The organism is Clostridium sp. ZBS2 (genome assembly GCF_023845855.1).
In the GTDB taxonomy this organism is placed as follows: Bacteria; Bacillota; Clostridia; order Clostridiales; family Clostridiaceae; genus Clostridium; species Clostridium aquiflavi.
This window is the reverse complement of the sequence record NZ_JAMQIF010000007.1, coordinates 21,287-46,957: the sequence shown is the minus strand read 5'-3', so window position 1 is coordinate 46,957 and position 25,671 is coordinate 21,287. Positions and strand designations below refer to the sequence as shown.

The window sequence follows — 25,671 nt, the reverse complement described above, 5'->3', positions numbered from 1 at the left end:
AAAGAAGCCCTTTTAGGACTTCTTTTTTTGTGAATAAATTGGTAATTATATGTAAAGAAAAAACGTAATTATATATTTTTTAAACTAAAATATTAAAAAATATTCATTAAGTAAAAAAAAAGTTACTATATAATTATTAAAAGGTGTATTATATAAATTATAGGTATGTTTAGGGGGTAGATTTATGAAAATTTTGTTGGTTGATGATGAAGAATCAATATTAAATTTAATAAAAATGAATCTTATATTTGAAAATTATGAAGTAATAACTGCGGAGTGTGGAATAGATGCCATAAACCTATTTAAAAGTGAATCTCCTGATTTAATTGTATTAGATCTAATGCTTCCTGACAAAGATGGGTTTGAAGTTATACATGAATTTCAAGGTATAAATAGTGAAGTTCCAATTATTATACTTAGTGCAAGAGATCAATTAAATAATAAGCTTTTAGGTCTTCAGCTTGGAGCTGATGATTATATAACAAAACCATTTGACAGTAGAGAACTTATATTAAGGATTAGAGCTATATCTAGAAGAATAAATAAAGCTAAGGCCATTGGAAAAAATGAAGTTAAAAATAAAACAAATGATATTATAGAAAAAGGGTTTATAAAAATAATTGTTCCGGAAAGAAGAGTTTTTATTGAGGAAAAAGAGGTTATATTTACACATATAGAATTTGAAATAATTTTATTAATGGTGCAAAATCCATATAAAGTTTTTACAAGAGAAGAATTATTGGACAAGATATGGGGGTATAGTTTTGTAGGAAATACTAGAGCTGTGGACATTCATATAAAGAGAATTAGACAAAAGCTCGCAGGAAATGAAGACGTTATAAAAACAATATATGGAGTAGGATATAGGTTAGAGGTATAATAGATGAATTTGGGTATTAAAGGAAAAATAGTAATAATGAATATAGTTGTACTGATAATAGCTATATTAAGTATATATGCAGTAACAATTTATACTCTGTATAGTAGAGTAATAAATAATTCAATAGATATGCTAAAAAAAGAAAGTTATACAAGTCAATCATTTATTATGAAATATTTAGAGACGGAAGATGATTTTCATGTAGAAAACGTTTTGAATGAGATGAGCCCTTTTATTGCAACATACTTATCTAATGGTTGTAAATTTAGGGTTCAAATTTATAATAATTCATCTTTAATTGGAGATTCAGACAATTATCCTAATATAAGCAAAGATGATGATGTGGTAACAGCATTAAAAGGAAATAAATCATATATTATAAGAAGAATTGAAGAATCTTCTTACATACTCTTTTCAAGCCCGATTTATTATTCAGATGGTACTATAGGGTGTATAAGATATGTATATGATCTTGATAATGAAAATACAATTATAACTAATACGATTCTTAGTATGGTTTTATTTGCTATAGTAGCAATAATATTTTCTAGTATAATGAGTAATTCATTTTCTAATAGAATAGTTAGACCAATAGTTAGTCTGAAAAATATTGCAAGGAAAGTATCATTTGGAGACTTTTCTAAGAAAATTAGTATAAATAGTAAAGACGAGATAGAAGATTTGTCTAATTCTTTTAATATAATGTCTAATAATATAGAAATAATGATTGAAAATTTAAAAGAAGAAAAAGACACTCAAAAGAGGTTTTTGGATAATGTCACTCATGAATTTAAAACTCCATTAGCAGCAATTCTAGGATATTCAGATTTGTTACTAAGAGTAAAAGAAAAAAAAGATATTGAACAATGTGTAAAATATATAGTGCAAAGTAGTAATAGATTATTAAAACTTGTTGAACAACTTCTTGATTTATCAAGACTTAATAAAAATGAAATAGAAATAAAAAATGAAAATGTTGATATAAAATCTGTGGTTGAAAGTGCTGCAATAATGTTAAATCCTAGAATGAGTAAATTTGGGATTAAACTTAATATGAATTTAGTTAGCAAAAATGTTTATGCAGATAAAGAAAAAACAGAACAAGTTATACTTAATTTATTAGATAATGCAATTAAATATAGTGAATGTACTGAGATAAATATATATATGGAATATAATGAATCTTATGTAATAATATATATTATTGACAATGGACAAGGTATACCAAAAGAAGATTTAAAAAATGTATTTGAAAATTTTTATACAGCACATAAAGCATTACAAAAAAAATATGGTGGAAGTGGACTAGGATTATCAATATGTAAAGAATTTATGGAAAAGCAATCTGGAAAAATTGAAATAAGTAGCTTAAATGGAACTACTGTAAAATTAAGTTTCAAACATGCAATTTAAAATTATACAAAGTAGGGTGAAACAAATTTATGATAAACTTTAACTACAAGATAGTTATAAATCTATTTGTTATACTAGTTATATTGTTAGCTAGTATATATGTATATTTAAAAAGTAGCATTTATAACAATTTAATTATTTTAGATGATAAAGAACAGGTTATGCAGCATTCAAGTCATTCAATACCTGTTAAAGTAGAACTATATAGTAAAAGATGGGGTAAGCTAGTTATAAATTCTAATGATGAAATAAAAGAGTTTTGGAACATAGTTGAATCTATGCCTAAAAGTAATAATTTTTATAATTCAAAAATAGAAAATTCTTTTAATGAAATAACAGGTACTATATATTATTTGGATGGTGAAAAAGGTACATTATATTTAAATAATACTCTTAGAATAGATGATATTTATTATGGTGGTAATGAAAGTTCTGCATATATAAATAGAATTAAAAATTACATTAATGATATTTTCTGTACACCATCAGTATTATCAGAACTTATAAATGATAAGAATAAAATAACCATTGTAGATATTTATAATAATACTAAAAAGTGTGGTAGTAATGATAAAATTTTAATAAAAGATGAAGTTATGAATTTAAAAAGAATTACAGATAATAAAAAATTAGAATGGGCTGTAGCTAATAAGGGCGATTTGAATTATCATATTAGAATTTACAGAGAAGAATCTGAGGAATTTTATGATAATAAAATAGAAGATGATATAAATAGTTATGATGTAATAAGTCTTGATATTTATGAGAATGATTATGTAATTGTTAGAGATTATGGTGATGAAATAGTAAATTCCTTCTATATGGAGGGAGATTTGAATAATATATGTAACAACTTGTTTAATCAGTAATATTTATTGGAGGTAAAAATATGTTAAATAAAAGAAGGGGTATTTTATTAATATTTATTTTACTTATGCTTTGTATTCTTAATGGATGCTCTAATAATATGTCTAGTAGTAAGGAACTACCAAATCTTAAAAATGATAATTTGGTAGTTTATGTTGCGTTTAATGAAGATGAAGCTAAAGTTTTACTTGATGGATTTAAAGAAAAAACTGGGTGCAATTATACATTTTTAAGATATCCAACAGAAGAACTAGCTGATAAGATTAATAATAAAGAAATTTTAGGAGAAGCAGATATATTTTTAGGGGGAACAGCTGATGCTGTTGAACTATTAAAAATGAATGATTGTCTAGAAAAATATACTATAAACAGTTCAAGTGAAATCCCTATAGAGTATATGGATAGTGATGGGTATTGGATAGGATTATACGTTGAGGCTTTATCTATAGCTATAAATGAAGAAAGATGGAATGAAGAATTTAAAGATGTTGAGAAACCTAAAACAATAGAGGAACTAATAAATCCTAAATTTAAAGGTGAGATAGTACTTGCTGATCCAAGGACATCAGGAACAGGATATACTTTTTTATCTTACTTAGTACAAACTATGGGAAAAGATAATGCATTGGAATTTTTTAAGAAGTTGAAAAATAATGTAGGGCAATTTACTGATAGTGGATTTACGCCAGCTAAAAAAGTTGGAGTGGGGGAATATTTAATAACGGTAAACTTTATAAATCAACAACTTATAGTTAGAAATTCAGGATTTAATGTAGAATCTATTGTTCCAGAAAATACAGGATGGACAATATGTCCTATAGCTAAAATAAAGGATGGAAAGAATAAGAAGGCTTCTGAAGCGTTTATGAATTACTGTGTAACTAAAGAAGCAGGGATATCGCTTAAAGATTTTTCTATGGGATTTTCAACAATACCAGGTGTTAATTATCCTAACATAGAAAAAGATTTTACTTCATACAAATTGAGTAAAGAATATGATTTTAAAAAAGCAGCTAAAGATAGAAAAGAATTATTAGAAGATTTAGAAGAAATAATGTGATAAGAAAATTAGGATATTAAATAAAATCATTGATATATTTAATATCCTAATTTATCGTTAAGCTAATGATGCCTTAAATATTAATGTATATATTAATTGTTAGAAGTAAAAACTAATTAATAGGCTAGTTTTATTAATAAAAATACAATGAAACAATAAAATACATAAATAGAAATAATACACAAAAACATATTATTGAAATTAAAAAAGAAAATAAGAGAAAATATAAGTAAATAGGAGCAATATATATATAATTACAAATTTTAAACTTATAAAGCTATATAATATTATAAAAAATATTTGAATTATATGGTCATAAAGGATATTATAATAATTGTATTAGCACTCAATGCTATCGAGTGCTAATAGTTAATTAAAAAATATTTAATATTTAAAATATAGGAGGGACTTATATGAGAATAAAACCACTTGGAAATAGAGTAGTAATCAAGAGATTAGAAGCAGAAGAAAAGACAAAGAGCGGTATAGTTTTAACTGGAACTGCTAAAGAAGTACCACAAGAAGCAGAAGTTGTAGCAGTAGGTCCAGGAAGTATTGTTGATGGTACAAAAATAGAAATGGAAGTTAAAGTAGGAGATAAGGTTTTATATTCTAAATATTCTGGTACTGAAGTAAAATTAGACGGTGAAGAATATATGATATTAAAACAAGATGATATATTAGCAATAGTTGAATAGGAGAGTGGTATAAATGGCAAAGATGTTGAAATTTGGAGAAGATGCAAGAAGATCTATGCAAGTTGGAGTTGATAAACTTGCTGATACAGTTAAGGTAACATTAGGACCAAAAGGGAGAAACGTTGTTTTAGACAAGAAATTTGGTTCACCATTAATAACTAATGATGGTGTTTCTATTGCAAGAGAAATAGAATTGGAAGATCCATATGAAAATATGGGAGCTCAACTAGTTAAAGAAGTAGCAACAAAGACCAATGATGTTGCAGGAGATGGTACAACAACAGCAACTTTATTAGCTCAAGCTATTATTAGAGAAGGTTTAAAGAATGTTACTGCAGGGGCTAATCCTATGTTAATTAGAAATGGTATAAGAATGGCTGTTGAAAAAGCAGTAGAAGAAATTAAGAAAATTTCTAAGCCAGTAGAAGGAAAAGAAGATATAGCAAGAGTTGCAGCTATTTCAGCAGCAGATGAAGAAATTGGTAAGTTAATAGCTGATGCTATGGAAAAAGTAGGTAATGAGGGTGTTATTACAATAGAAGAATCTAAATCTATGGGAACAGAATTAGATGTAGTTGAAGGTATGCAATTTGATAGAGGATATGTATCACCTTATATGTCTACAGATACAGAAAAGATGGAAGCTATATTAGATAATCCATATATTTTAATAACTGATAAGAAGATTTCAAATATTCAAGAAATATTACCTATATTAGAACAAATAGTTCAATGTGGTAAGAAATTATTGATTATAGCTGAAGACATTGAAGGCGAAGCTATGGCAACATTAGTTGTAAATAAATTAAGAGGAACATTTACTTGTGTAGCTGTAAAAGCACCGGGCTTTGGTGATAGAAGAAAAGAAATGCTTCAAGATATAGCTATATTAACAGGTGGAACAGTAATTGCTGAAGAATTAGGAAGAGATTTAAAAGAAGTTACTCTTGACATGCTTGGTCAAGCAGAGAGTGTTAAAGTAAGTAAAGACAATACTGTTGTTGTTAATGGTAAAGGTAATCCTGAAAACATAAAAGATAGAATATCACAAATAAAAGCTCAAATAGAAGAAACTTCTTCTGAATTTGATAAAGAAAAATTACAAGAAAGATTAGCTAAGCTTGCTGGTGGAGTTGCTGTAATCAAAGTCGGTGCTGCAACTGAAACAGAATTAAAAGAAAGAAAGCTTAGAATAGAAGATGCTTTAGCTGCTACAAAAGCTGCAGTTGAAGAAGGAATAGTACCAGGTGGCGGAACTGCATATATTAATGTAATAAAAGAAGTTGAAAAATTAACATCTGATGTTCAAGATACAGAACTTGGTATAAAAATAATTGTAAAATCATTAGAAGAACCATTAAGACAAATAGCTAGTAATGCTGGAGTTGAAGGATCTGTTATTATAGAAAAAGTTAAAAATAGTGAAGTAGGAACTGGATATGATGCTCTATATGGAAAATATGTAAATATGATAAAGACTGGTATTGTTGACCCAACTAAGGTTACAAGATCAGCTTTACAAAATGCAGCATCAGTATCAGCAACATTCTTAACAACAGAAGCTGCAGTTGCTGATATTCCTCAAAAAGAACCAGCAATGCCAGCACCAGGAATGGGAATGGACGGCATGTATTAATGTAATAAAAAGAGACTACCTAACTTTGGTAGTCTCTTTTGTGTATAGAAAATTATATAACTTTTTAAGATTGAAAAGCTGATGAAATCTAGTTTTAGGTAAGTATTTATTTGAAAATAGCTTTATTTAGAGATATATTAACAAAATTTGTATATTAACTAACTTAGATAGCAATAATTAAAATAATTATATTTTAATTATTGGAGGATAATATTATGAAAAACAAATTTTGTTTAAATGATAAGTATAAGAAGAATAAGGGATTTACTTTATTGGAACTTATAGCAGTAATGGCTATTATAACAATCTTAGCAACTGCTATTTTACCTAAAGTAACTGGATATATAAATGAAGCTAAAAAAACTAAGGTCTTAGATCAATGTAGAAAAGTTGTAATGGCAGTAGAATCATATAATTTAACACATTCGTCCAATTATGAAAAAACTAAAAATATATCTAATATTAAAGAAGATAAAAGTGTAAATAAATATTTAGAAGGTGTTGAATTTAATAATTTGGATTTAACTACAACAATTCAAAATTGTTATGATGTGTTAAATGGAAAAGAATTTAAATTAAAAACGGATAGTGAAATATTAGATTTATCTACAATTAATTAATGAAATCGGTTAAATAAAATAATTTTTCTATTTTTGCAATTTTAATTTCAATTTCATTGACTTTGGGCATAGCATACATTATAATATTTTTAATCAAACAAAGAAAATATTTTAAAACTCGTATATACCTTGGATATGGCAAGGAGTATCTACCGGAAACCTTAAATTTCTGACTATGAGTGATATTAATATATTAGTATATTTAAAATATATTAACGTATTAACTTCACTTACGGGGTTGATGCGTTTTTTTTTATACATAAAAATATGAAAAAAATGCAAGAAAAAATTCATAAAACAAAAAATATGAAATATAAAAATCAAGGGGGCATAATTATGGCTACAATAATAAAAACAGCTTATACATTTGATGATGTATTATTAGTACCTAATAAATCAGAAATATTACCTAGAGAGGTAAGTGTAAAGACAAAATTAACTAAGAAAATATCTTTAAATATACCTTTAATGAGTGCTGCAATGGATACAGTAACAGAATCTAAAATGGCTATTGCCATGGCAAGAGAAGGTGGAATCGGAATTATCCATAAAAACATGAGCATAGATGAGCAAGCAAAAGAAGTAGATAAGGTAAAAAGACAAGAAAATGGAATCATAACTGATCCAATATTTTTATCAAAAGAAAATACACTTCAAGATGCTGAAAACTTAATGGCTCAATATAGGATATCTGGAGTACCTATAACTGAAAATGGTAAATTAGTGGGTATACTTACAAATAGAGATGTGACTTTTGAAACTGATTTTACTAAAAAAATATCTGAAGTTATGACAAAAGAAAACTTAATTACAGCTCCAGAGAATACTTCTATTAATGAAGCAAAGGAAATTTTAAAGAAACATAAAATAGAGAAATTACCTTTAGTTGATTCAGAAGGAAATTTAAAGGGATTAATAACAATTAAAGATATTGATAAAGCTAAACAATTCCCTAATGCTGCAAAAGATGAAAATGGTAGATTATTATGTGGAGCTACTGTTGGTGTTACAGCAGACATGATGGATAGAGTAGATGCATTAGTAAAAGCTAAAGTAGATGTTATTACAGTAGATACTGCTCATGGTCATTCAAGAGGAGTTATGGAAGCTGTTAAACAAATAAAAAATAAGCATCCAGAATTACAAGTTATAGCTGGAAATGTTGCTACAGCAGAAGCAACAGAAGATTTAATAAAAGCTGGAGCAGATTGTGTTAAAGTAGGTATAGGTCCTGGATCTATATGTACTACAAGAGTAGTTGCGGGCGTTGGAGTACCTCAATTAACTGCTGTTATGGACTGTGCAGAAGTTGGTAAAAAATATGGAATTCCAGTAATTGCTGATGGTGGATTAAAGTACTCTGGGGATATAGTAAAAGCTTTATCAGCAGGTGCATCTGTAGCAATGATGGGATCATTATTTGCAGGTTGTGAAGAAGCACCAGGCGAAATGGAAATATATCAAGGAAGAAGTTATAAAGTATATAGAGGAATGGGTTCATTAGCAGCTATGGCTTGTGGATCAAAAGATAGATATTTCCAAGATGGAAACAAAAAGTTAGTACCAGAAGGTGTTGAAGGTAGAGTAGCGTATAAAGGATATGTTTCAGATACAATATTCCAATTAATAGGTGGAATAAAATCAGGAATGGGATATTTAGGTTCAAAGGATTTAGATACTTTATATGAAACTGCTAGATTTGTTGTTCAAACAGCATCAGGATATAGAGAAAGTCATCCACATGATATAAATATAACTAAGGAAGCTCCAAATTATAGTGTAGGACAATAAAAAATATATATAATTATTAATTTTTATTGAGTAATGTTCTTAGTTGTTAGATAATTAAATTTATAAAGAACAATTTAGGAGGAAATGATGAAGAGAGATTTAGTTTTAGTTATAGATTTTGGAGGACAATATAATCAATTAATTGCTAGAAGAGTGAGAGAGTGTAATGTATATTGTGAAGTTCATCCTTATAATTTAAGTGTTGATAAGATAAAAGAAATGAATCCTAAGGGAATCATTTTTACAGGTGGACCAAACAGCGTATATGGTGAAAATTCTCCTTTATGTGATAAAGCTATATTTGAAATAGGAGTACCTATTTTTGGTATATGTTATGGTTCTCAACTTATGTCTCATATGCTTGGAGGAAAAGTGGCAACTGCACCTGTAAGTGAATATGGAAAAACAAAAGTTGATGTAAAGGTAGAATCTAAGCTTTTTGAAGGAGTATCACCTTCAACAATTTGTTGGATGAGTCATACTGATTACATAGAAAAAGCACCAGAAGGATTTAAAGTAATAGGTAATACCCCTGTTTGTCCTGTTGCTGGTATGGAATGTGAAGATAAGAATTTATATGCAGTTCAATTCCATCCAGAAGTTATGCATACAAAAGAAGGTACAAAGATGCTTTCAAATTTTGTATATAATATTTGTGGATGCACTGGAGATTGGAAAATGGATTCATTTGTTGAGAAGACAATTGAAGAAATTCGCGAAAAAGTTGGAAATGGTAAAGTATTATGTGCATTATCAGGTGGAGTTGATTCATCAGTAGCAGCAGTAATGCTTTCAAAGGCTGTTGGAAAGCAATTAACATGTGTATTTGTTGATCATGGGTTACTTCGTAAAAATGAAGGCGATGAAGTTGAAGAAATATTTGGACCTAATGGTCAGTATGATTTAAACTTCATTCGTGTAAATGCACAAGAAAGATTTTATGAAAAGTTAGCTGGCGTAGAAGAACCAGAACAAAAGAGAAAAATTATTGGTGAAGAATTTATAAGAGTATTTGAAGAAGAAGCTAAAAAAATAGGGGTAGTTGATTATCTTGTTCAAGGAACTATTTATCCAGATGTAATTGAAAGTGGTCTTGGAAAATCAGCAGTTATAAAATCTCACCATAATGTTGGAGGACTTCCTGATTATGTTGACTTTAAAGAAATAATAGAACCTCTTAGATTATTATTTAAAGATGAAGTTCGTAAGGCTGGATTAGAACTTGGAATACCTAAAAAATTGGTGTTTAGACAACCTTTCCCAGGTCCAGGTCTTGGAATACGTATTATTGGAGAGGTAACAGCTGAAAAAGTTAAAATAGTTCAAGATGCAGATGCAATCTATCGTGAAGAAATTGCAAAGGCAGGTATTGATAAAGAAATTGGTCAATATTTTGCAGCTCTTACTAATATGCGTTCAGTAGGCGTTATGGGAGATGAAAGAACTTATGATTATGCAATTGCACTTCGTGCTGTAACTACAAGTGATTTCATGACAGCTGAAAGCGCAGATCTTCCATGGGAAGTACTTGGAAAAGTAACAACTAGAATTGTAAATGAAGTAAAAGGTGTTAACCGTGTAATGTATGATTGTACAGGAAAACCACCTGCAACTATAGAATTTGAATAATATTAAATAAGTTAATAAGCATTTCAACAAAATCTAAATTAAGTAGGTTTGTTGAAATGTTTTTTATTCTTTAGGAAATTATATAGACTTAAAAATCTATGGATAACTTATAGAATACTGTATTTTAGAGGTATGATGAGTACATCTAAAGAATAAAAAATAATTATACAACACACTATTATTCCTAGTTTGAGCTTGTAAAGTATTGTAATTAAAAAGAGATGGTTTTATAATTTTTTTATTTTGGGAATTTTGTGAAGTTATGATAGAATTATATAGTAAATTTTATTAATATAAAAACAAGAGGTAGAAAAATGAGGATAAGAGTACCAGATTATTATAAGGATTTTGAATGTATTGCATCAGAGTGTGAAGATACATGTTGTGCAGGATGGGAAATTGTGATAGATGATGAAACATATGATTATTATAAAACTGTAAATGATGAATTTGGAGATAGGTTGAAAAATGAAATAGTTACAGATGAAGACGGAGAAAATATTTTTGTATTAAAAGGAGATAATTGCTCTTTCTTAAATAAATATAAGAAATGTGATATATATATTAATCTTGGAAAAGAGAGATTATGCAATACATGCAAACAATATCCAAGATTTATTGAAGAGTATGGAAGTACACGAGAAATAGGGATTTCGTTATCATGTCCAGAAGCAGCTAGAATAATCTTAAATAATTCTAAAAAAGTTGAATTTGAATTAGAAGAAAATGATGAAATGGTATGTACATATAATGATATTAGTTATGATATGTTTATTCAAATAATTAGCTCAAGAAAAATGTTCATAGATATATTACAGGATAGATCTATTGAATTAAATAAAAGAATGGCGATAATTCTTAATTTTGCAAAAGAAATTCAAGATAAAATAGATGCAAATAAAATATCTGAAATAACAAGTATTAGAAATAAGTATTCGGATGATAAATTTATAAAAAAATTAATAGATCAATTAGATAATTACAAAGCAAAAAATATAGAAAAATATAAAAACATTTTTAAGTGTTTAAAAGTATATCAAGATATTGATCATATAAATGAAGAATGGCCTAATGTTTTAAAATATACTACAGAATATTTTTATGATAAAGAACATAATGTTACGTTTTATGTGGGTAAACATGATAAATTTGATAAATATTATGTAAACAAAATGTATGAATATGAACATTTAATGGTATATTTTATATTTAGATATTTTATGAAATCTATCTATGACTACGATGTAATTGCAAAAGTAAAACTTGCACTTATTAGCTATCTAATTATTAAAGAATTAGATGTTGTACGATGGTGTGATAATGGATATAAATTTAATAAAGATGATCAGATAGATATAATGCATATGTACTCTAAAGATATTGAACATTCAGAAGAAAATTTAGAAGCATTAGCAGAAATATTTGAAACAAATAAAATTTTTAACTTAAATAATCTAATGACTATGTTGATGAATTAAAAGATTTAGTATCTTAGAGGTTATTTACAGAAGTCAATATAAAAAAGATATTTTAATTACCAAAAGGTATAGTTTAACTTTATATTTTTAGGAGGCAAGTTTTGAAGAATAAAAAAAATACAATTTTGAAAGGATTATTAGTAGTAATATTATTATTAATTGTTTCTTTATTTACATTTCAAATTAAAAATAATACTAAAGGAAAAATTGTTCCAGCATTAGAAACTGAAAATTCAGATGTATTAGAAAATAAAGATATTAAAAATCCATTTGAAGGTATAGATGTTACAAGTGAGGATATGGGGGTTACTGTTTTAGGATATCACTCTATTGGAGATGAATTTAAGAAAGATCCATTAGTTGTATCTAAAGATTTATTTAGAACGCATCTTCAAGCAATAAAAGATGCAGGTTATACAACTATAACATTACATGAGTTATATGATTACCTATATAATGGAGCGGAAATTCCTAAGAAAAGTGTAGTTATAACATTAGATGATGGATATAAAGATAATTATACAAATGCATTTCCTATTCTTAAAGAATTCTCAATGAATGCAACTATGTTTATAATAGGTAATTATTTAGATGGTGATGTATATTTGTTACCTTCACAGGTAAAAGAGATGAGTGATTATGGGATTGATATTGAAGGTCATACACTTACTCATAGAGAGCTTTCAACTTTAAATTATGATGAACAATTAAAAGAAGTTAAAGAATCTAAAACTAAGCTTGAAAATATAACAGGTAAAAATATTAACTTTATTGCATATCCTTCTGGTAGTTATAACGATGAGACTTTAAAAGCTGTTAAAGAAGCAGGATATAGTATGGCATTTACTGTTAAAAAGGGACAAGCACATAAAGGTGACAATCAATATGAAATAAACAGAGTATTAGTTGATTATACTTATAAACCAAGACATATAAAAAGAGATTTAAAGTAAAATAGTAGATTATAAATAATATTAATTTAACTTATAATTAATATTATTTATAAAATCTAGAATACAAGTATTAAAAAATAGTTAGATTTTTGTGTATTTAATTATACAAAATGATAACTATTTTTTTCTTTAGGAAATTATAAAAATCTTAAATTTAAGGATAACTTCTAGAATACCGTGTTTTAAGGGTATGATGAGTACTATTAAAGAATACAAAATTATATTTAAATTTTGTCTGATTAAAATTAACCAATACACTAATTTTAACATACTATATATTATAATTATTTACCAAAGGAGATAAACAGATGAACGATTATTATTGTAATGAAGATGAATTAGTTTGTAAATTTGATGAAGTTAGTGATTGTGAAGAAGCAGATTATAATGAAATGAATTGCTCAGACACAACAGGAACTGATAATAATTCAGTATGTGCAAAATGTTATAAAAAAGGATTTAAAGCAGGTTGTGAAAAAGGATATAAGAAAGGGTTTAAAGAGGGCCGTGAAAAAGGATATGAAGAAGGATATGAAGATGGCCGTGAAAAAGGATATGAAGAAGGATTCAGAGACGGCTGTAAAAAAGGATATGAAGAAGGATTCAGAGATGGCTGTAAAAAAGGATATAAGAAAGGATTTAAAGATGGCCGTGAAAAAGGTTTCCAAGAAGGATGCAAAGCTGGTTTTAGAGAAGGATATGAAAAAGCTATACAAGATATTATGAAATGCTTAAATAGAAATAATTCACGCTGTTAAATTTTTAAAGCGTAATTGAGCTATAATATTAAATTTAATAGAATAATCTAAAATCTTACCACAGGAGAATTTATACTCTGTATAAATTCTTCTTTTTTAATTTAAGTAAAAAAAGGACTATTTAATGTGAGAAAAATTATGAAACGTGTATAAATGTGTATAAATAAGTATAAATGTATACAAACATGTTATAATAAAAATGAAATGGTTTGCAAAATTAGTTTTATAACACATTTATCTAAGTTTTTTTTATTAGTATACATTTTTTCCAAACTGTAATGAAAAAGTGAATATTAAATAAATTACATTAATGTACTATTATATAATTGTAAGATGGAATGAGGGGTTGAAAATGATTACACAATCATTAGAAAGAAAGTTATTTACCATACTTGAAATGTTAGCTGATAGCAAAGAAAAAGCTTTAAAAGATTTTTCGGATGAACTTGGTGTTAGTACTAGAAGTATTAGAACTTACTTAAAGCAATTACAGGAAGAAATACCTAAGGATGTTGTAGAAATAGTAAAGACTAATAATTCTCAGTATAAGCTAAATGTGAAAGATGATGAAAAATTTAAGCAATTGCTAGAGTTAAATAGAAGACAAAAACAAAAATTTTGTCAATTAAATAATCCAGAAGAAAGAATTGATTATTTAATAAACAGGTTAGTAGGACTTAATGAGATTGTGACAATTGATGATTTAGCAGAAGAAATAAATGTAGGAAGGACTACTTTAGTTAAAGATTTAAAAAAAGTAGATCAGAAGTTAGATGAGTATGGATTAATATTAAAGAGAAAAACAAATTCAGGAATAAAAATTGAAGGCGATGAAATTAATTTAAGATTAATCATACTTGAACATTTATGTAAAACATATAATGATTCAATAATTTTATTAGAAAGCAATAATATTCTTACTAAAAAAGAGATTATTAAACTTCAAGAACAAATAGTAATAAATCTAAAAGAAAATAGATTTAGTGTAACTGAAGCCTTAATAAATAACTTAATAAGATATATAGCAGTAATGCTAATGAGATTGAAGAATAATAAAAATATAATTTCACTACAATCACAATATAAAATAATAAAGGAATCAGAAGAGTATGAAATAGGAAAAACTATAAAAAATACAATTGAAACATTAAAAGATGAAAAAATAGATGATTTAGAAATAATTTTTATAGTAATGCCTTTACTTGGAAGAAATGCACCTTTGTATCATGAAGTATTAAGAAATTTAACAATAGGTGAAAATGTAACTTTATTAAGAAAGCAAATCTTTGACAAGGTTTTTGAATTTACTGGATTAAGCTTAGAAGAAGATGAACAATTAATACAAGGATTAGAATATCATTTATATTATGCACTAAATAGAATAGTACTAAATATAAAATATAAAAATCCTATGTTAAAAGAAATAAAAGAAAAGTATAAATTGCCTTATGAAGTTGCTAAAATAGCTGCTTCAGTAATTGAAGATAAGTATCAGGTACAAGTAGAAGATGATGAAATTGGATACTTAGCATTACATTTTGGAACTTATGTTGAAAAAGCAGGCAAATCTTTTATTCAAATAGAAAAAGCAGCAATTGTTTGCGGGACAGGGTTAGGAACAGCAAAGTTACTAATTATAAAGTTAAAGAAAATACTTGGAGAAGAAATTAATTTTAAATCATTTTCAGATTTAGATTTTACAGAAGAAATAGCAAGTAATTATGATATGATATTTACTCTTGTAGATTTAGATATAAATACTGAAACACAAATAGTAAAAATCACTTCGATTTTTGATGAATGTCAATTAAAAGGAGAAATAGAAAGTCAAATATTTTTAAATAAGACTAATGAGAAAAGAAATGATACAGAACAATATATTTTAAATGGAATGTTGGATAAAAAATTAGTATTTTATTTAAACAAAAACAATTTCATGGACAATTTAGAAGATATGTTGGATAGCTTAATAAAATCAAATATTGTATCAAATGAATATAAGAAAAGAGTTATAGCAAGAGAAAAGAAAGCAGGAACAGCATTTGGTGGAAATATAGCATTACCACATGCAGTAGATGAAAAGGTAAATAGTGTAATAGTTTCATATGGAATACTAGATAAATTACTTGTGGTTGATGGTAAGGAAGTAGGACTCATAATATTACTTGTAATACCTTCAGAAAGCCAAAATAGTCAAGATATTATAGTAAAAACATATCAAGAAATTATAGACTTATCAAGTGATAAGAAGATAGTTCAAAAGCTAATAAAAAGTAAAAATTATAAAGAGTTTAAAGAAGTTTTAGGAAGGAGATAAATTATGAATTCGGTTGTATTTTTAATAATTATAGGAATTGCTGTTTGGATACTTAATTTTATCTTTGGATTAATACAAATCAAGGATTTCAATAAAAATTATATAGAATTAAGAAGATTAGGAAAAGTAGCAATAGGAAGAAAAAAAGGAATGATTAACTCAGGTACTATAGTTCTTATAAGAATTCAAGATGATGGATTAATTTTAGAATCTAGAAAAATGCAGGGAGTAACAGTAGCAGCAAGAGTTAAGCAATTTAAAGGTCTTGAAAATATGTACATAGATAGTATTGAGGAAAACGATTTAAAAGAATTTAACAAACCACTTAAAAGAGCAATCTTAGATGCTGTTAAAAACTATAAAAAGTTTAGACATGAGGAGGGAAGTAAAAAAGAAGCAGACTTAGAAGTGGTTGTTTAAGAATTGTAATATATAATGAGGAGGTTTTCTTATGACACAAATGTTAGAATTATTAGCTAGAGGTGCAGATTCATTCATGAATCTATTTAGAGCAGGTGGTAATCAATTTATGGGCTTTGTAACAGGCATAATACCATTACTAATAGCACTACTAGTTACAATGAATGCAATTATAAAATTTATTGGGGATGAGAAAGTAGAAAAATTAGCTATGAAATGTGCTAAAAACCCAATAACTAGATACTTATTATTACCGGTTATAGGAACATTCGTATTTGCGAATCCAATGACATTATCATTAGGTAAGTTTATGCCAGAAAAGTATAAACCAAGTTACTATGCAGCAGCAAGTTTCTCTTGCCACACAATGAATGGATTATTTCCACATATAAATCCAGGTGAATTATTTGTATTCTTAGGAATAGCAGCAGGTATTACTACATTAGGTTTTTCAACTACAGATCTAGCAGTTAGATATTTATTAGTAGGTATAATAACAAACTTCTTTAGAGGTTGGATAACAGATTTCACAACTTCATATGTAGAAAAACAACAAGGTGTTAAATTAAACACAGAAGTTAAATTAGGATAATTATTAAATAAAAAAATTAATTGAATAAAAATTAAAGTTAAATAAGATAAATAAAAAAATAAAAGATTAAGGAGTTGGCAATTATGGGATACAAAAAAGTTAAGATAAACAAAGGATCAGGCGGATGGGGTGGACCATTATTAATAGAACCTACAGAAAAAAGAAACAAGGTAGTATATATTACTGGAGGAGCTCAACCAGAAACAGCAGTTACAATAGCAGAATTAACAGGATGTGAATTAATAGATGGATTTACAACAGGAGTTAAAGATGATGAAATTGCTTGTGTAATAATAAATTGTGGTGGAACATTAAGATGTGGAATCTATCCTCAAAAGAAGATACCAACAGTTAATATTATGAAAACAGGTAGAAGTGGACCTTTAGCAATGTTTATAAAAGAAGATATTTATGTTTCAGCAGTAAAACCAGCAAATGTAGAAGTAATAGAATAGGTTTATTTTCTAAGATATAAAGAATAGGATTTAAAGGAGGAAGACTTAATGAGTTACGATACTAGTAAAAAGATTAGTCAACAAACAGGGGGACTTGTTGGAAAGATTGGTATAGCAATAGGGAACTTTAGTAGTACATTATTCCAAGCAGGAAGAGATACTATTGACACAGTAATTCACACAATATTACCATTCATGGCTTTCGTTGCAGTAATGATAGGTATTATAAATGAATCAGGAGTAGGGAGCTTTATTGCAAATTTACTTACACCATTAATAGGAAATGTAGGCGGATTAGTTGTATTAGCACTTATATGCTCATTCCCATTACTTTCACCGTTCTTAGGACCTGGTGCAGTTATAGCACAAATAGTTGGTGTTTTAATAGGTACTGAAATTGGTAAAGGAACTATACCACCACACTTAGCGTTACCAGCATTATTTGCAATAAATGCACAAGCAGCAGCAGACTTTATACCAGTAGGTTTAGGATTAGCTGAAGCAGAACCAGACACTGTACAAGTGGGTGTTCCATCAGTTCTATACTCAAGATTCTTAACAGGAGCTCCAACAGTTGTAGTAGCTTGGCTTGTAAGTTTTGGACTATACAGCTAAATTGTATTAATTAAAGAATCTAATTGTTAAAGAAGGGAACAGTTTTATGAAGACGATTTATAGCACTAAAATAGAAAAAATTGGTGAAAATGCTGAAGAATTTTTTGCAGCAAATATGTTCATAACTTTTAAGGACAATGCTCCTCAAGAATTAATTGATTATTGCTTTATTCACAATGAAAATAATTTATTAGAAGAGATAATGCCAAAAGACATACTTTCAATAGGTGATGTTACTTATGAGATAAAAGCAGTAGGTGAATTAGTAAATAAAAATTTAAAAGAATTAGGACATATAACATATAATTTTCTAGGAGAAGAAGAAGCACAAGTAGGTGGAACTTTATATCTAGAAAAAAAAGAAATTGCACCAATTGCCGTTGGTACAATTTTAAAAATAATAAGAAATTAATTTTAAATATTTAAAAAATAATATTTAAGAAAATTATAAGTCAATTTATACAATAAGTCAATTTAACGAAGAGTTTTAAAGTATTTTCAAACTTATATATAAATAATTAAATAATTTAGAGGATTAATTGTTCTTTGAATTTTAAATAGGTTTGATTATAAATGTACTTATATCGGAAATAAGTAAAGATAATCAAACCTATTTTATTTATCAGATATAGAGAAACAATATTCATATAAATTATTAATTTAATAATGGAGGAATAAAAAATGACAAAGTCATGGTTAAATTTAGAAGGAAAAACAGTAATAGTTACAGGTGGAGCATCAGGAATAGGAAAGGCAGTAGCACAAGAATTTTTAAATAATGGTTCAAATGTTGTTGTATGTGATATGAATCCTAATGCACCACAATTAGATATGAATGAAACAAGTGGAAAAATGGTATATGTAAATACAGATGTAACAAATTATGATAGCGTTAAAGAAATGGTTTCAAAAACTAAAGAAGCATTCGGTAAAATAGATATTTTAGTAAATAATGCAGGTATAAATATACCTAGATTATTAGTAGATCCAAAAGAAGAAAATAGTAAGTACGAATTAGATGAGGCTGTTTTTGATAAAATAGTTAATGTTAATATAAAAGGTGTATTTTTCTGTGCACAAGCAGTTGCTAGAGAAATGGTAAAAGCAGGTTCTGGAGTAATAGTAAATATGTCTTCAGAAAGTGGATTAGAAGGATCAGAAGGTCAAAGTATTTATGCAGCAACTAAAAATGCAGTAAATTCATTTACAAGATCTTGGTCTAAAGAATTAGGAAAACAAGGCGTTAGAGTTGTAGGTGTAGCACCAGGAATATTAGAAGCTACAGGATTAAGAACTATAGAATATGAAACAGCATTATCTTATACTAGAGGAATTACAGTTGAAGATTTAAGAGCTGGATATAGCAAAACATCAACTACTCCACTTGGAAGATCAGGAAAATTATCAGAAGTCGCTGACTTAGTTTGTTACTTAGGATCAGAAAGAGGAAGTTACATCCATGGAGTAACTTATAATGTAGCTGGCGGAAAAACTAGAGGTTAATTTTATTTAGTAAAAATCAAAAAAAGTATTTTAAATCAATTTAGTACTCTCTCATAAATTTTAAATAAATATAAACATTAAAAGTTCCTAATATTATCAGGGACTTTTAATGCTATAAAAATAAATTTTAAGAATATTAATAGGGATGTGAGGAAAAAATGATATATATATTAGATACTGCAAACTTACAAGAAATAAAAAGAGCGTATGAATTTTATCCTATGGAAGGTGTCACAACAAATCCATCTATAATAAGTAAAGAAAAAGAAGATTTTATAAAAATATTAAAAAACATAAGAGAAATAATAGGTAATGATAGCATGTTACATGCACAAGTTTTATCATTAAAAGCTGAAGACATGATTGAAGAAGCTAAGTATATAGCAGAGCAAGTTGGAGGAAATATATATATTAAAATACCTGTAACTCCAGATGGAATAAAGGCTATAAAAATATTAAATAAAGCTGGATATAAGATAACAGCTACTGCAATATTTACACCACAACAAGCTTTGATAGCAGCAAAAGCAGGAGCTCACTTTGTTGCACCATATGTTAATAGAATAGATAATATTAGCGGAAATGGAGTAGAAGTTGTTGGAGAAATAATTAAATTGTTAGAATTTAATAGTTTAAATACTAAAGTTTTAGCAGCATCTTTTAAAAATGTTCAACAAGTTAATGAAGTTGCTTTAAGAGGATGTCAATCAGTAACAGTGGGAAGCGACATAATGGATAAACTTATAGAACATCCATTAACAGAATTAAGTGTAAAACAATTCATTAATGATTGGGAAAATGCATATAATAAGATTACAGTATTATAATAAGGTAAAAGAATAAAGACATTTTTAATTATAAAGTAGATAGATTTATATAGATCTATCTACTTTAATAATTAAGAATTATTATCTTTAGTATAAAATTCCAAGGTTTGAATAATATCATAAATGTTTAAGAAATGTTTAATGAAAGTGTGATATAATTGAAAAGTGAAATTTACGTAATTAAGATATGGAGGTATGGTTGTGAAAAAAGGATTAACATTAGATTTAAGTAAAACACAAGGATTCGTAAAAAACTATGAACTAGATTACATGGAAGGAATGGTAAAAGATTCACATGATAGACTTCATAGTAAAACAGGTCAAGGAAGTGATTTTTTAGGTTGGATAGACCTGCCAGTAGATTATGATAAAGAAGAATTTGCTAGAATTAAGAAATCAGCAGAAAAAATACAATCTGATTCAGATGTATTAATAGTTATAGGAATAGGTGGATCTTATCTTGGAGCTAGAGCTGCAATAGAAATGTTAACAAGTAATTTCCATAACGTTTTAGATGACAATAAGAGAAAAGTGCCAAAGATATTTTATGCAGGTAATAACATAAGTTCAACTTATATGGCAGAACTATTAGAAGCTATAGAAGGAAAAGATGTTAGTGTAAATGTAATTTCAAAATCAGGTACTACTACAGAACCAGCTATTGCATTTAGAATATTTAAATCATACTTAGAAAAGAAATATGGTGTAGAAGAAGCAAGAAAGAGAATATATGCAACTACAGATAAAGCTAGAGGTGCATTAAAAAGCTTAGCTGATTCAGAAGGATATGAAACATTTGTAATTCCTGATGATGTTGGTGGAAGATTTACAGTGTTAACACCAGTAGGCTTATTACCAATAGCTGTAGCTGGAATAAATATAGATGAAATGATGCAAGGTGCAGCAGATGCAAGAGAAACATATTCAAATCCTTCACTTAAGGAAAATGATTGTTATAAATATGCTGTCACAAGAAATGCTTTATATAATAAAGGTAAAGAAATAGAAGTATTAGTTAATTATGAACCATGTATTCATTATTTCAATGAATGGTGGAAACAATTATATGGAGAATCTGAAGGAAAAGATAAAAAAGGATTATTCCCAGCAGCAGTTGATTTTAGCACTGATCTTCACTCTATGGGACAATATATTCAAGATGGTAGAAGAAATCTTTTTGAAACAGTTATTAATGTCGAAAAAGCTAGAAAAGAAATTACAATAGAATTTAGCGAAGGCGACTTAGATGGATTAAACTTCTTAGCTGGAAAAACTATGGATTTTGTAAATAATAAAGCATTCCAAGGAACTTTATTAGCTCATAATGATGGTGAAGTACCTAACATGGTATTAAATGTACCAGAACTTTCACCTTACTATTTTGGTCACATGGTATATTTCTTTGAAAAAGCTTGTGGATTAAGTGGATATCTTTTAGGAATAAATCCATTCGATCAACCAGGAGTTGAAGCATACAAGAAGAATATGTTTGCGCTTCTTGGAAAACCAGGATATGAAGATATGAAAGATGAATTAGAGAAGAGACTTTAATTTATGAAAATTATAATTGATGGAGATGCCTGCCCAGGTATCTCCATTATTGAAAAAGTGGCTAAAGATAGAGATATATCAGTAATAATTTATTGCGATATAAATCATTGTATACAAAGTAATTACTCAGAAGTTAAAATTGTGGATAGTGGTTTTCAAAGTGTGGATATGTTTGTAATTAATGAAACTAAAGCTAATGACATAGTAGTATCTCAAGATTATGGGGTAGCAGCTATATGTTTGCCTAAGAAAGCAAGAGTAATAAATCCAAAAGGTTTTATTTATGATGAAAGCAATATAGATCGATTATTAGAAGAAAGACATTTATCCCAAAAAATTAGGAGAGGTGGAGGTAAAACTTCCAATCCTAAAAAAAGGACTAATGAGGATAATTTAAGATTAGAAAAAAACTTAATAAAACTAATTGAATTAGTTAATAAAAATATATAGAGGAGAATACCTCTATTTTTTTTTCAGTATATGATAAGAATTATATAAATATGATATAATTTAAATAAAAATTAACTGAAGTTATTTACAAAAAATGGAATAATTGTATAATATAATTAAGGAGTAATATAGAGAGGGGTTTTGAGAAGGATGCAAGAGCTTCAGTTAAAGAATATAGAACTCATATTTAATAAAGAAAAACCGCAAACAAGAGGAACGGAAATAAATATAAAAAGTCAGGTTAATAATCCTAAGGATGACATAGAATATAAATTTATTATTGGTTTAAATGGTATATGGACAACTATACAAGATTATTCAGAAAAAGATAATTGCTGTTGGAAGCCAGTTTATGAAGGGGAATATACGGTTATGGTTCAAGCAAGAGATAAGGAAGGAAAAAAATCATTCGATTATGTAGCTAAAGAAGATTATTTAATTAGTAACAAAGATTTAGTAAGACTTATAGATGAGGTAAAGGTTGATAAAACTAGTTTAAATGTTGGAGAAAAGTGTTCTATAGAGGTAAAAGCAGCGGAAGAAGAGTTACTTTACAGATTTTATGTAAAGGGAGAGCAAGGATGGGAACCTATTATAGACTATACAACAGATAATACATTATTATATACTGCAAATAATGCAGGCAAAAAAGAATTTTTAATAGAATGTAAAAGAGCTACTTCTGATGAAAATTTTGATGATTATACTACTATCAAAATAAATGTGGATGATATTGAAGATGTTGAAATAACTAATTTTATATGTCATAATACTGAATTAATAGTTGGACAAGATCTTAAATTTACATTAGAAACCAAAAATGAAAGTAACAGAACAATTTTATATAAATTTTATAAGATTTCAAAAGATGGAAAGGCAATCTGCATGCAAGATTATTCTACTAAAAATTATTTGAATTACAAAGAACATGCTCATGGTAGTTATAGACTTTTAGCATGTGCAAAAGATATATTTTCAAATAAAGAATATGATGATAGGGCAGTTCTTTTATATAATATAAAACCATATAAGGATATACTAATTAAAGGGTTTGCAGCAGATTTAAGTTCACCTCAAATTATAGAAACTGATATAAAATTCAAAGCAGAAGTAGAGGGTGGAATTAATATTCTATATAGATATAAAGTAAAAGGTTCATATGAAGAGGATACTGGATTTATAAGGAATTCTGAATATATATGGCAACCTAGAGAATCAGGAAGATATAGTATATCAGTTTTTGCCAAAGATGCATCGTCTGAATGTGAATATGAAGCTTGCGAAGAAATTGAATTTGAAATAGAAAAAAGAGGCAATAAGCCAGTAAAAATAGTTGATGTTGTTATAGATAAAGAAAAAAGTGTTTTGATTAAACAACCTGTTAATATAATGGTTAATGCAGAAGGTGGAACTAGATTAAATTATTCATTTGTAGTGTATAGAAATAAAATAAAGGTGGAAAAAATAAATAATAATAATAAAAATTGGATTAATTTTACTCCTGAAGAAAAAGGAGATTATGAGATAGAGATTATTATTAAGGACAGATATTCTGATAAAGAATTTGATGCACATACTTTTGTTTACTTAAAAGCAAATGAGTATATACCAGGAGAAATCGATTATATAATGTTACCTTTAAAAAATAATTATGTAGTTGGAGATACCATAGAATTTGAATCAATAATTCAAAATACAAAAAGTGTCTTGGTTAAATATGTAACTAAAATTAATGGACATTTAGTTGAAGAAACTGAATTTATTAAAAATAAAAAATTAAGATTTGTTCCTAAAACTTCAGGAAAATATACAATAGAAGTGTATGCTAAAAATATAAAATGTATAGATGAATATGATTCTAAAAAAGAAGTTAGTTTATATATAAATGAAGCATCACCTGTTATAAATACAGAAATAATTATAAATAAAAAGAAGGTTAAAATTAATCATGAATTATCATTTGAAGTAAAGAGTACAGGTGGAAAAGATGTCTGCTATGAATTTTATTTAATGGAACATGGTAACTGGAATAAAGTTCAATCATATAGTAAGAAAAATTACTATAGCTTTATACCTTTTATTAAAGGAAAGTATAAGATTTTAGTATTATCTAAAAGTTATTATAAAAATACTAACTATGAAGATTATGCAGAAATATCTTTTAAGGTATTAGATTAAGATTTATAAACTTGTTACGAAAATAAATATAGTAGATTAATTTAAGTTTGTGATTTTAATAAAAGATTCTATTTAAACAAATCATTGATATATGAATAAGCAAAGTGGACTGAGTAATTGAACTTAGGAATATAGTACTATTTGTATATATCAACAATTATTTAAAATATAGCATAATAAAATTGGAGGGCAGTTATGAGTATAGACAATTTAAATTCATTTTCAAATGAATTAATGGCATTAACAGCAATTAATAATAGTGGTAATAGTAGTGATGATAAAAGTAATAGTGGAACTAATGGACTAGAATTTGCCTTAGTTATGCAAGCTTTAACAGATAAATCTAATGAATCAGCTAATGAATCAACTAAGGATTCTAGTGCATTAGAAGCAATGAAATCATTGGAAAATACAAATACAACACCTGGACAAAGATTAGATTATATGAAAATGGTTTTAAATGAGAATGTAACATCTAAATTAAATGGGTCTAGTACTACATCAACTGTCGATATAGATACTGATGATGAAAGTAAACAAAGAATATATAGAGCAGTAGAAGAAGCATCAAGAAAATATGGTGTAGATTCTAATTTGATTTTAGGAATAATAAAACAGGAATCTGATTTTAATCCTAAAGTAGTTTCAGGTGCGGGTGCTATGGGACTTATGCAACTTATGCCGGAAAATTGTGAAGAAGATGGAGTAAGTGATCCTTTTAATATAGAACAAAACATTAATGGTGGAGTTAAGCAATTAAAGGGATATATTGATAGGTATGATGGAAATGTAGAAATGGCTCTTATGGCATATAATGCAGGACCTGGAACAATGCAAAAAAGAGGAGTTAGCTCTGTTGAACATTTATATAAAATGCCTAAAGAAACTCAAAACTATATTCCAAAAGTAATGGGATATTATAAAAGTGGAATTTAGCATGAATCAATAAAAAATGAAGTTGTTTAGTAATAACTTCATTT

The 25,671-nt window shown here is 27.2% G+C and carries 22 protein-coding genes, 1 pseudogene and 1 riboswitch; all 23 genes and pseudogenes read left to right on the top strand.

Annotation, left to right across the window (positions count from 1 at the left end):
- Window positions 1-184: 184 nt before the first annotated feature.
- The 23 genes and pseudogenes from NG918_RS04820 (at window position 185) to NG918_RS04710 (ending at window position 25,627) form a co-directional block, all read left to right on the top strand.
- Complete coding sequence (locus NG918_RS04820; RefSeq protein WP_252215263.1) at window positions 185-880, top strand: response regulator transcription factor; 696 nt, start codon at window positions 185-187, stop codon at window positions 878-880.
- A 3-nt stretch (window positions 881-883) separates the two neighbouring features.
- Entirely contained in the window at window positions 884-2,293 is a 1,410-nt protein-coding gene (locus NG918_RS04815; RefSeq protein ID WP_252215265.1) for a sensor histidine kinase, read from the top strand.
- A 29-nt stretch (window positions 2,294-2,322) separates the two neighbouring features.
- Entirely contained in the window at window positions 2,323-3,162 is an 840-nt protein-coding gene (locus NG918_RS04810) for a DUF3919 family protein (RefSeq protein ID WP_252215267.1), read from the top strand.
- Between the two features lie 20 nt (window positions 3,163-3,182).
- Window positions 3,183-4,220, top strand: a complete 1,038-nt coding sequence (locus NG918_RS04805) for an ABC transporter substrate-binding protein (protein ID WP_252224955.1) — start codon at window positions 3,183-3,185, stop codon at window positions 4,218-4,220.
- Window positions 4,221-4,633: 413 nt separating this feature from the next.
- Entirely contained in the window at window positions 4,634-4,918 is a 285-nt protein-coding gene (gene groES, locus NG918_RS04800; protein WP_252215270.1) for a co-chaperone GroES, read from the top strand.
- A 13-nt stretch (window positions 4,919-4,931) separates the two neighbouring features.
- Window positions 4,932-6,554, top strand: a complete 1,623-nt coding sequence (groL, locus tag NG918_RS04795) for a chaperonin GroEL (RefSeq protein WP_252215272.1) — start codon at window positions 4,932-4,934, stop codon at window positions 6,552-6,554.
- A gap of 215 nt (window positions 6,555-6,769) precedes the next feature.
- A complete protein-coding gene (locus NG918_RS04790) occupies window positions 6,770-7,174 on the top strand; it encodes a type II secretion system protein (RefSeq protein WP_252215274.1) in 405 nt (134 codons plus the stop codon).
- Between the two features lie 98 nt (window positions 7,175-7,272).
- Window positions 7,273-7,370: riboswitch (purine riboswitch) on the top strand.
- A gap of 140 nt (window positions 7,371-7,510) precedes the next feature.
- Window positions 7,511-8,965: an IMP dehydrogenase gene (gene guaB, locus NG918_RS04785; RefSeq protein ID WP_252215276.1), complete on the top strand. Its 1,455-nt coding sequence runs from the start codon at window positions 7,511-7,513 to the stop codon at window positions 8,963-8,965.
- Between the two features lie 87 nt (window positions 8,966-9,052).
- The gene (gene guaA, locus NG918_RS04780; protein ID WP_252224949.1) at window positions 9,053-10,594 is read left to right on the top strand and encodes a glutamine-hydrolyzing GMP synthase; all 1,542 of its coding nucleotides are present in this window, start codon (window positions 9,053-9,055) and stop codon (window positions 10,592-10,594) included.
- 314 nt (window positions 10,595-10,908) lie between these two features.
- The gene (fliB, locus tag NG918_RS04775; protein WP_252224946.1) at window positions 10,909-12,072 is read left to right on the top strand and encodes a flagellin lysine-N-methylase; all 1,164 of its coding nucleotides are present in this window, start codon (window positions 10,909-10,911) and stop codon (window positions 12,070-12,072) included.
- Window positions 12,073-12,173: 101 nt separating this feature from the next.
- A complete protein-coding gene (locus tag NG918_RS04770) occupies window positions 12,174-13,025 on the top strand; it encodes a polysaccharide deacetylase family protein (RefSeq protein ID WP_252224943.1) in 852 nt (283 codons plus the stop codon).
- A 308-nt stretch (window positions 13,026-13,333) separates the two neighbouring features.
- The gene (locus NG918_RS04765) at window positions 13,334-13,783 is read left to right on the top strand and encodes a Yae1 family protein (RefSeq protein ID WP_252224939.1); all 450 of its coding nucleotides are present in this window, start codon (window positions 13,334-13,336) and stop codon (window positions 13,781-13,783) included.
- 352 nt (window positions 13,784-14,135) lie between these two features.
- Window positions 14,136-16,100 carry a BglG family transcription antiterminator gene (locus tag NG918_RS04760; RefSeq protein ID WP_252224935.1) on the top strand — a complete coding sequence of 655 codons (1,965 nt, stop codon included), beginning with the start codon at window positions 14,136-14,138 and terminating at the stop codon, window positions 16,098-16,100.
- 3 nt (window positions 16,101-16,103) lie between these two features.
- Window positions 16,104-16,520, top strand: coding sequence for a transcriptional regulator GutM (locus NG918_RS04755; RefSeq protein WP_252215288.1), 417 nt, complete (start codon window positions 16,104-16,106; stop codon window positions 16,518-16,520).
- A 31-nt stretch (window positions 16,521-16,551) separates the two neighbouring features.
- Window positions 16,552-17,112 (top strand): PTS glucitol/sorbitol transporter subunit IIC, encoded by a 561-nt coding sequence (gene srlA, locus NG918_RS04750; RefSeq protein WP_286673952.1) that lies wholly within the window; start codon window positions 16,552-16,554, stop codon window positions 17,110-17,112.
- A gap of 80 nt (window positions 17,113-17,192) precedes the next feature.
- Window positions 17,193-18,182: pseudogene (gene srlE, locus NG918_RS04745) on the top strand (PTS glucitol/sorbitol transporter subunit IIB).
- A 46-nt stretch (window positions 18,183-18,228) separates the two neighbouring features.
- Window positions 18,229-18,594: a PTS glucitol/sorbitol transporter subunit IIA gene (locus NG918_RS04740; protein ID WP_252224931.1), complete on the top strand. Its 366-nt coding sequence runs from the start codon at window positions 18,229-18,231 to the stop codon at window positions 18,592-18,594.
- Window positions 18,595-18,863: 269 nt separating this feature from the next.
- Window positions 18,864-19,685 (top strand): SDR family oxidoreductase, encoded by an 822-nt coding sequence (locus NG918_RS04735; protein ID WP_252224928.1) that lies wholly within the window; start codon window positions 18,864-18,866, stop codon window positions 19,683-19,685.
- 158 nt (window positions 19,686-19,843) lie between these two features.
- Window positions 19,844-20,512, top strand: coding sequence for a fructose-6-phosphate aldolase (gene fsa / locus NG918_RS04730; RefSeq protein WP_252215293.1), 669 nt, complete (start codon window positions 19,844-19,846; stop codon window positions 20,510-20,512).
- A gap of 201 nt (window positions 20,513-20,713) precedes the next feature.
- On the top strand, window positions 20,714-22,063 hold the full coding sequence (locus NG918_RS04725; RefSeq protein ID WP_252224925.1) for a glucose-6-phosphate isomerase: 1,350 nt from the start codon (window positions 20,714-20,716) through the stop codon (window positions 22,061-22,063).
- A gap of 3 nt (window positions 22,064-22,066) precedes the next feature.
- Window positions 22,067-22,513, top strand: coding sequence for a YaiI/YqxD family protein (locus NG918_RS04720; RefSeq protein WP_252224922.1), 447 nt, complete (start codon window positions 22,067-22,069; stop codon window positions 22,511-22,513).
- Window positions 22,514-22,663: 150 nt separating this feature from the next.
- Complete coding sequence (locus NG918_RS04715) at window positions 22,664-24,691, top strand: triple tyrosine motif-containing protein (protein ID WP_252215302.1); 2,028 nt, start codon at window positions 22,664-22,666, stop codon at window positions 24,689-24,691.
- A gap of 195 nt (window positions 24,692-24,886) precedes the next feature.
- Entirely contained in the window at window positions 24,887-25,627 is a 741-nt protein-coding gene (locus NG918_RS04710; protein ID WP_252215305.1) for a lytic transglycosylase domain-containing protein, read from the top strand.
- Window positions 25,628-25,671 lie beyond the last annotated feature (44 nt).

What these genes read in the sequence shown, in the direction of transcription:
- NG918_RS04820 (WP_252215263.1), top strand. Translation starts at nt 185, where the DNA reads ATGAAAATTTTGTTGGTTGATGATGAAGAATCAATATTAAATTTAATA.
- NG918_RS04815 (WP_252215265.1), top strand. Translation starts at nt 884, where the DNA reads ATGAATTTGGGTATTAAAGGAAAAATAGTAATAATGAATATAGTTGTA.
- NG918_RS04810 (WP_252215267.1), top strand. Translation starts at nt 2,323, where the DNA reads ATGATAAACTTTAACTACAAGATAGTTATAAATCTATTTGTTATACTA.
- NG918_RS04805 (WP_252224955.1), top strand. Translation starts at nt 3,183, where the DNA reads ATGTTAAATAAAAGAAGGGGTATTTTATTAATATTTATTTTACTTATG.
- groES (WP_252215270.1), top strand. Translation starts at nt 4,634, where the DNA reads ATGAGAATAAAACCACTTGGAAATAGAGTAGTAATCAAGAGATTAGAA.
- groL (WP_252215272.1), top strand. Translation starts at nt 4,932, where the DNA reads ATGGCAAAGATGTTGAAATTTGGAGAAGATGCAAGAAGATCTATGCAA.
- NG918_RS04790 (WP_252215274.1), top strand. Translation starts at nt 6,770, where the DNA reads ATGAAAAACAAATTTTGTTTAAATGATAAGTATAAGAAGAATAAGGGA.
- guaB (WP_252215276.1), top strand. Translation starts at nt 7,511, where the DNA reads ATGGCTACAATAATAAAAACAGCTTATACATTTGATGATGTATTATTA.
- guaA (WP_252224949.1), top strand. Translation starts at nt 9,053, where the DNA reads ATGAAGAGAGATTTAGTTTTAGTTATAGATTTTGGAGGACAATATAAT.
- fliB (WP_252224946.1), top strand. Translation starts at nt 10,909, where the DNA reads ATGAGGATAAGAGTACCAGATTATTATAAGGATTTTGAATGTATTGCA.
- NG918_RS04765 (WP_252224939.1), top strand. Translation starts at nt 13,334, where the DNA reads ATGAACGATTATTATTGTAATGAAGATGAATTAGTTTGTAAATTTGAT.
- NG918_RS04760 (WP_252224935.1), top strand. Translation starts at nt 14,136, where the DNA reads ATGATTACACAATCATTAGAAAGAAAGTTATTTACCATACTTGAAATG.
- NG918_RS04755 (WP_252215288.1), top strand. Translation starts at nt 16,104, where the DNA reads ATGAATTCGGTTGTATTTTTAATAATTATAGGAATTGCTGTTTGGATA.
- srlA (WP_286673952.1), top strand. Translation starts at nt 16,552, where the DNA reads ATGACACAAATGTTAGAATTATTAGCTAGAGGTGCAGATTCATTCATG.
- NG918_RS04740 (WP_252224931.1), top strand. Translation starts at nt 18,229, where the DNA reads ATGAAGACGATTTATAGCACTAAAATAGAAAAAATTGGTGAAAATGCT.
- NG918_RS04735 (WP_252224928.1), top strand. Translation starts at nt 18,864, where the DNA reads ATGACAAAGTCATGGTTAAATTTAGAAGGAAAAACAGTAATAGTTACA.
- fsa (WP_252215293.1), top strand. Translation starts at nt 19,844, where the DNA reads ATGATATATATATTAGATACTGCAAACTTACAAGAAATAAAAAGAGCG.
- NG918_RS04720 (WP_252224922.1), top strand. Translation starts at nt 22,067, where the DNA reads ATGAAAATTATAATTGATGGAGATGCCTGCCCAGGTATCTCCATTATT.
- NG918_RS04715 (WP_252215302.1), top strand. Translation starts at nt 22,664, where the DNA reads ATGCAAGAGCTTCAGTTAAAGAATATAGAACTCATATTTAATAAAGAA.
- NG918_RS04710 (WP_252215305.1), top strand. Translation starts at nt 24,887, where the DNA reads ATGAGTATAGACAATTTAAATTCATTTTCAAATGAATTAATGGCATTA.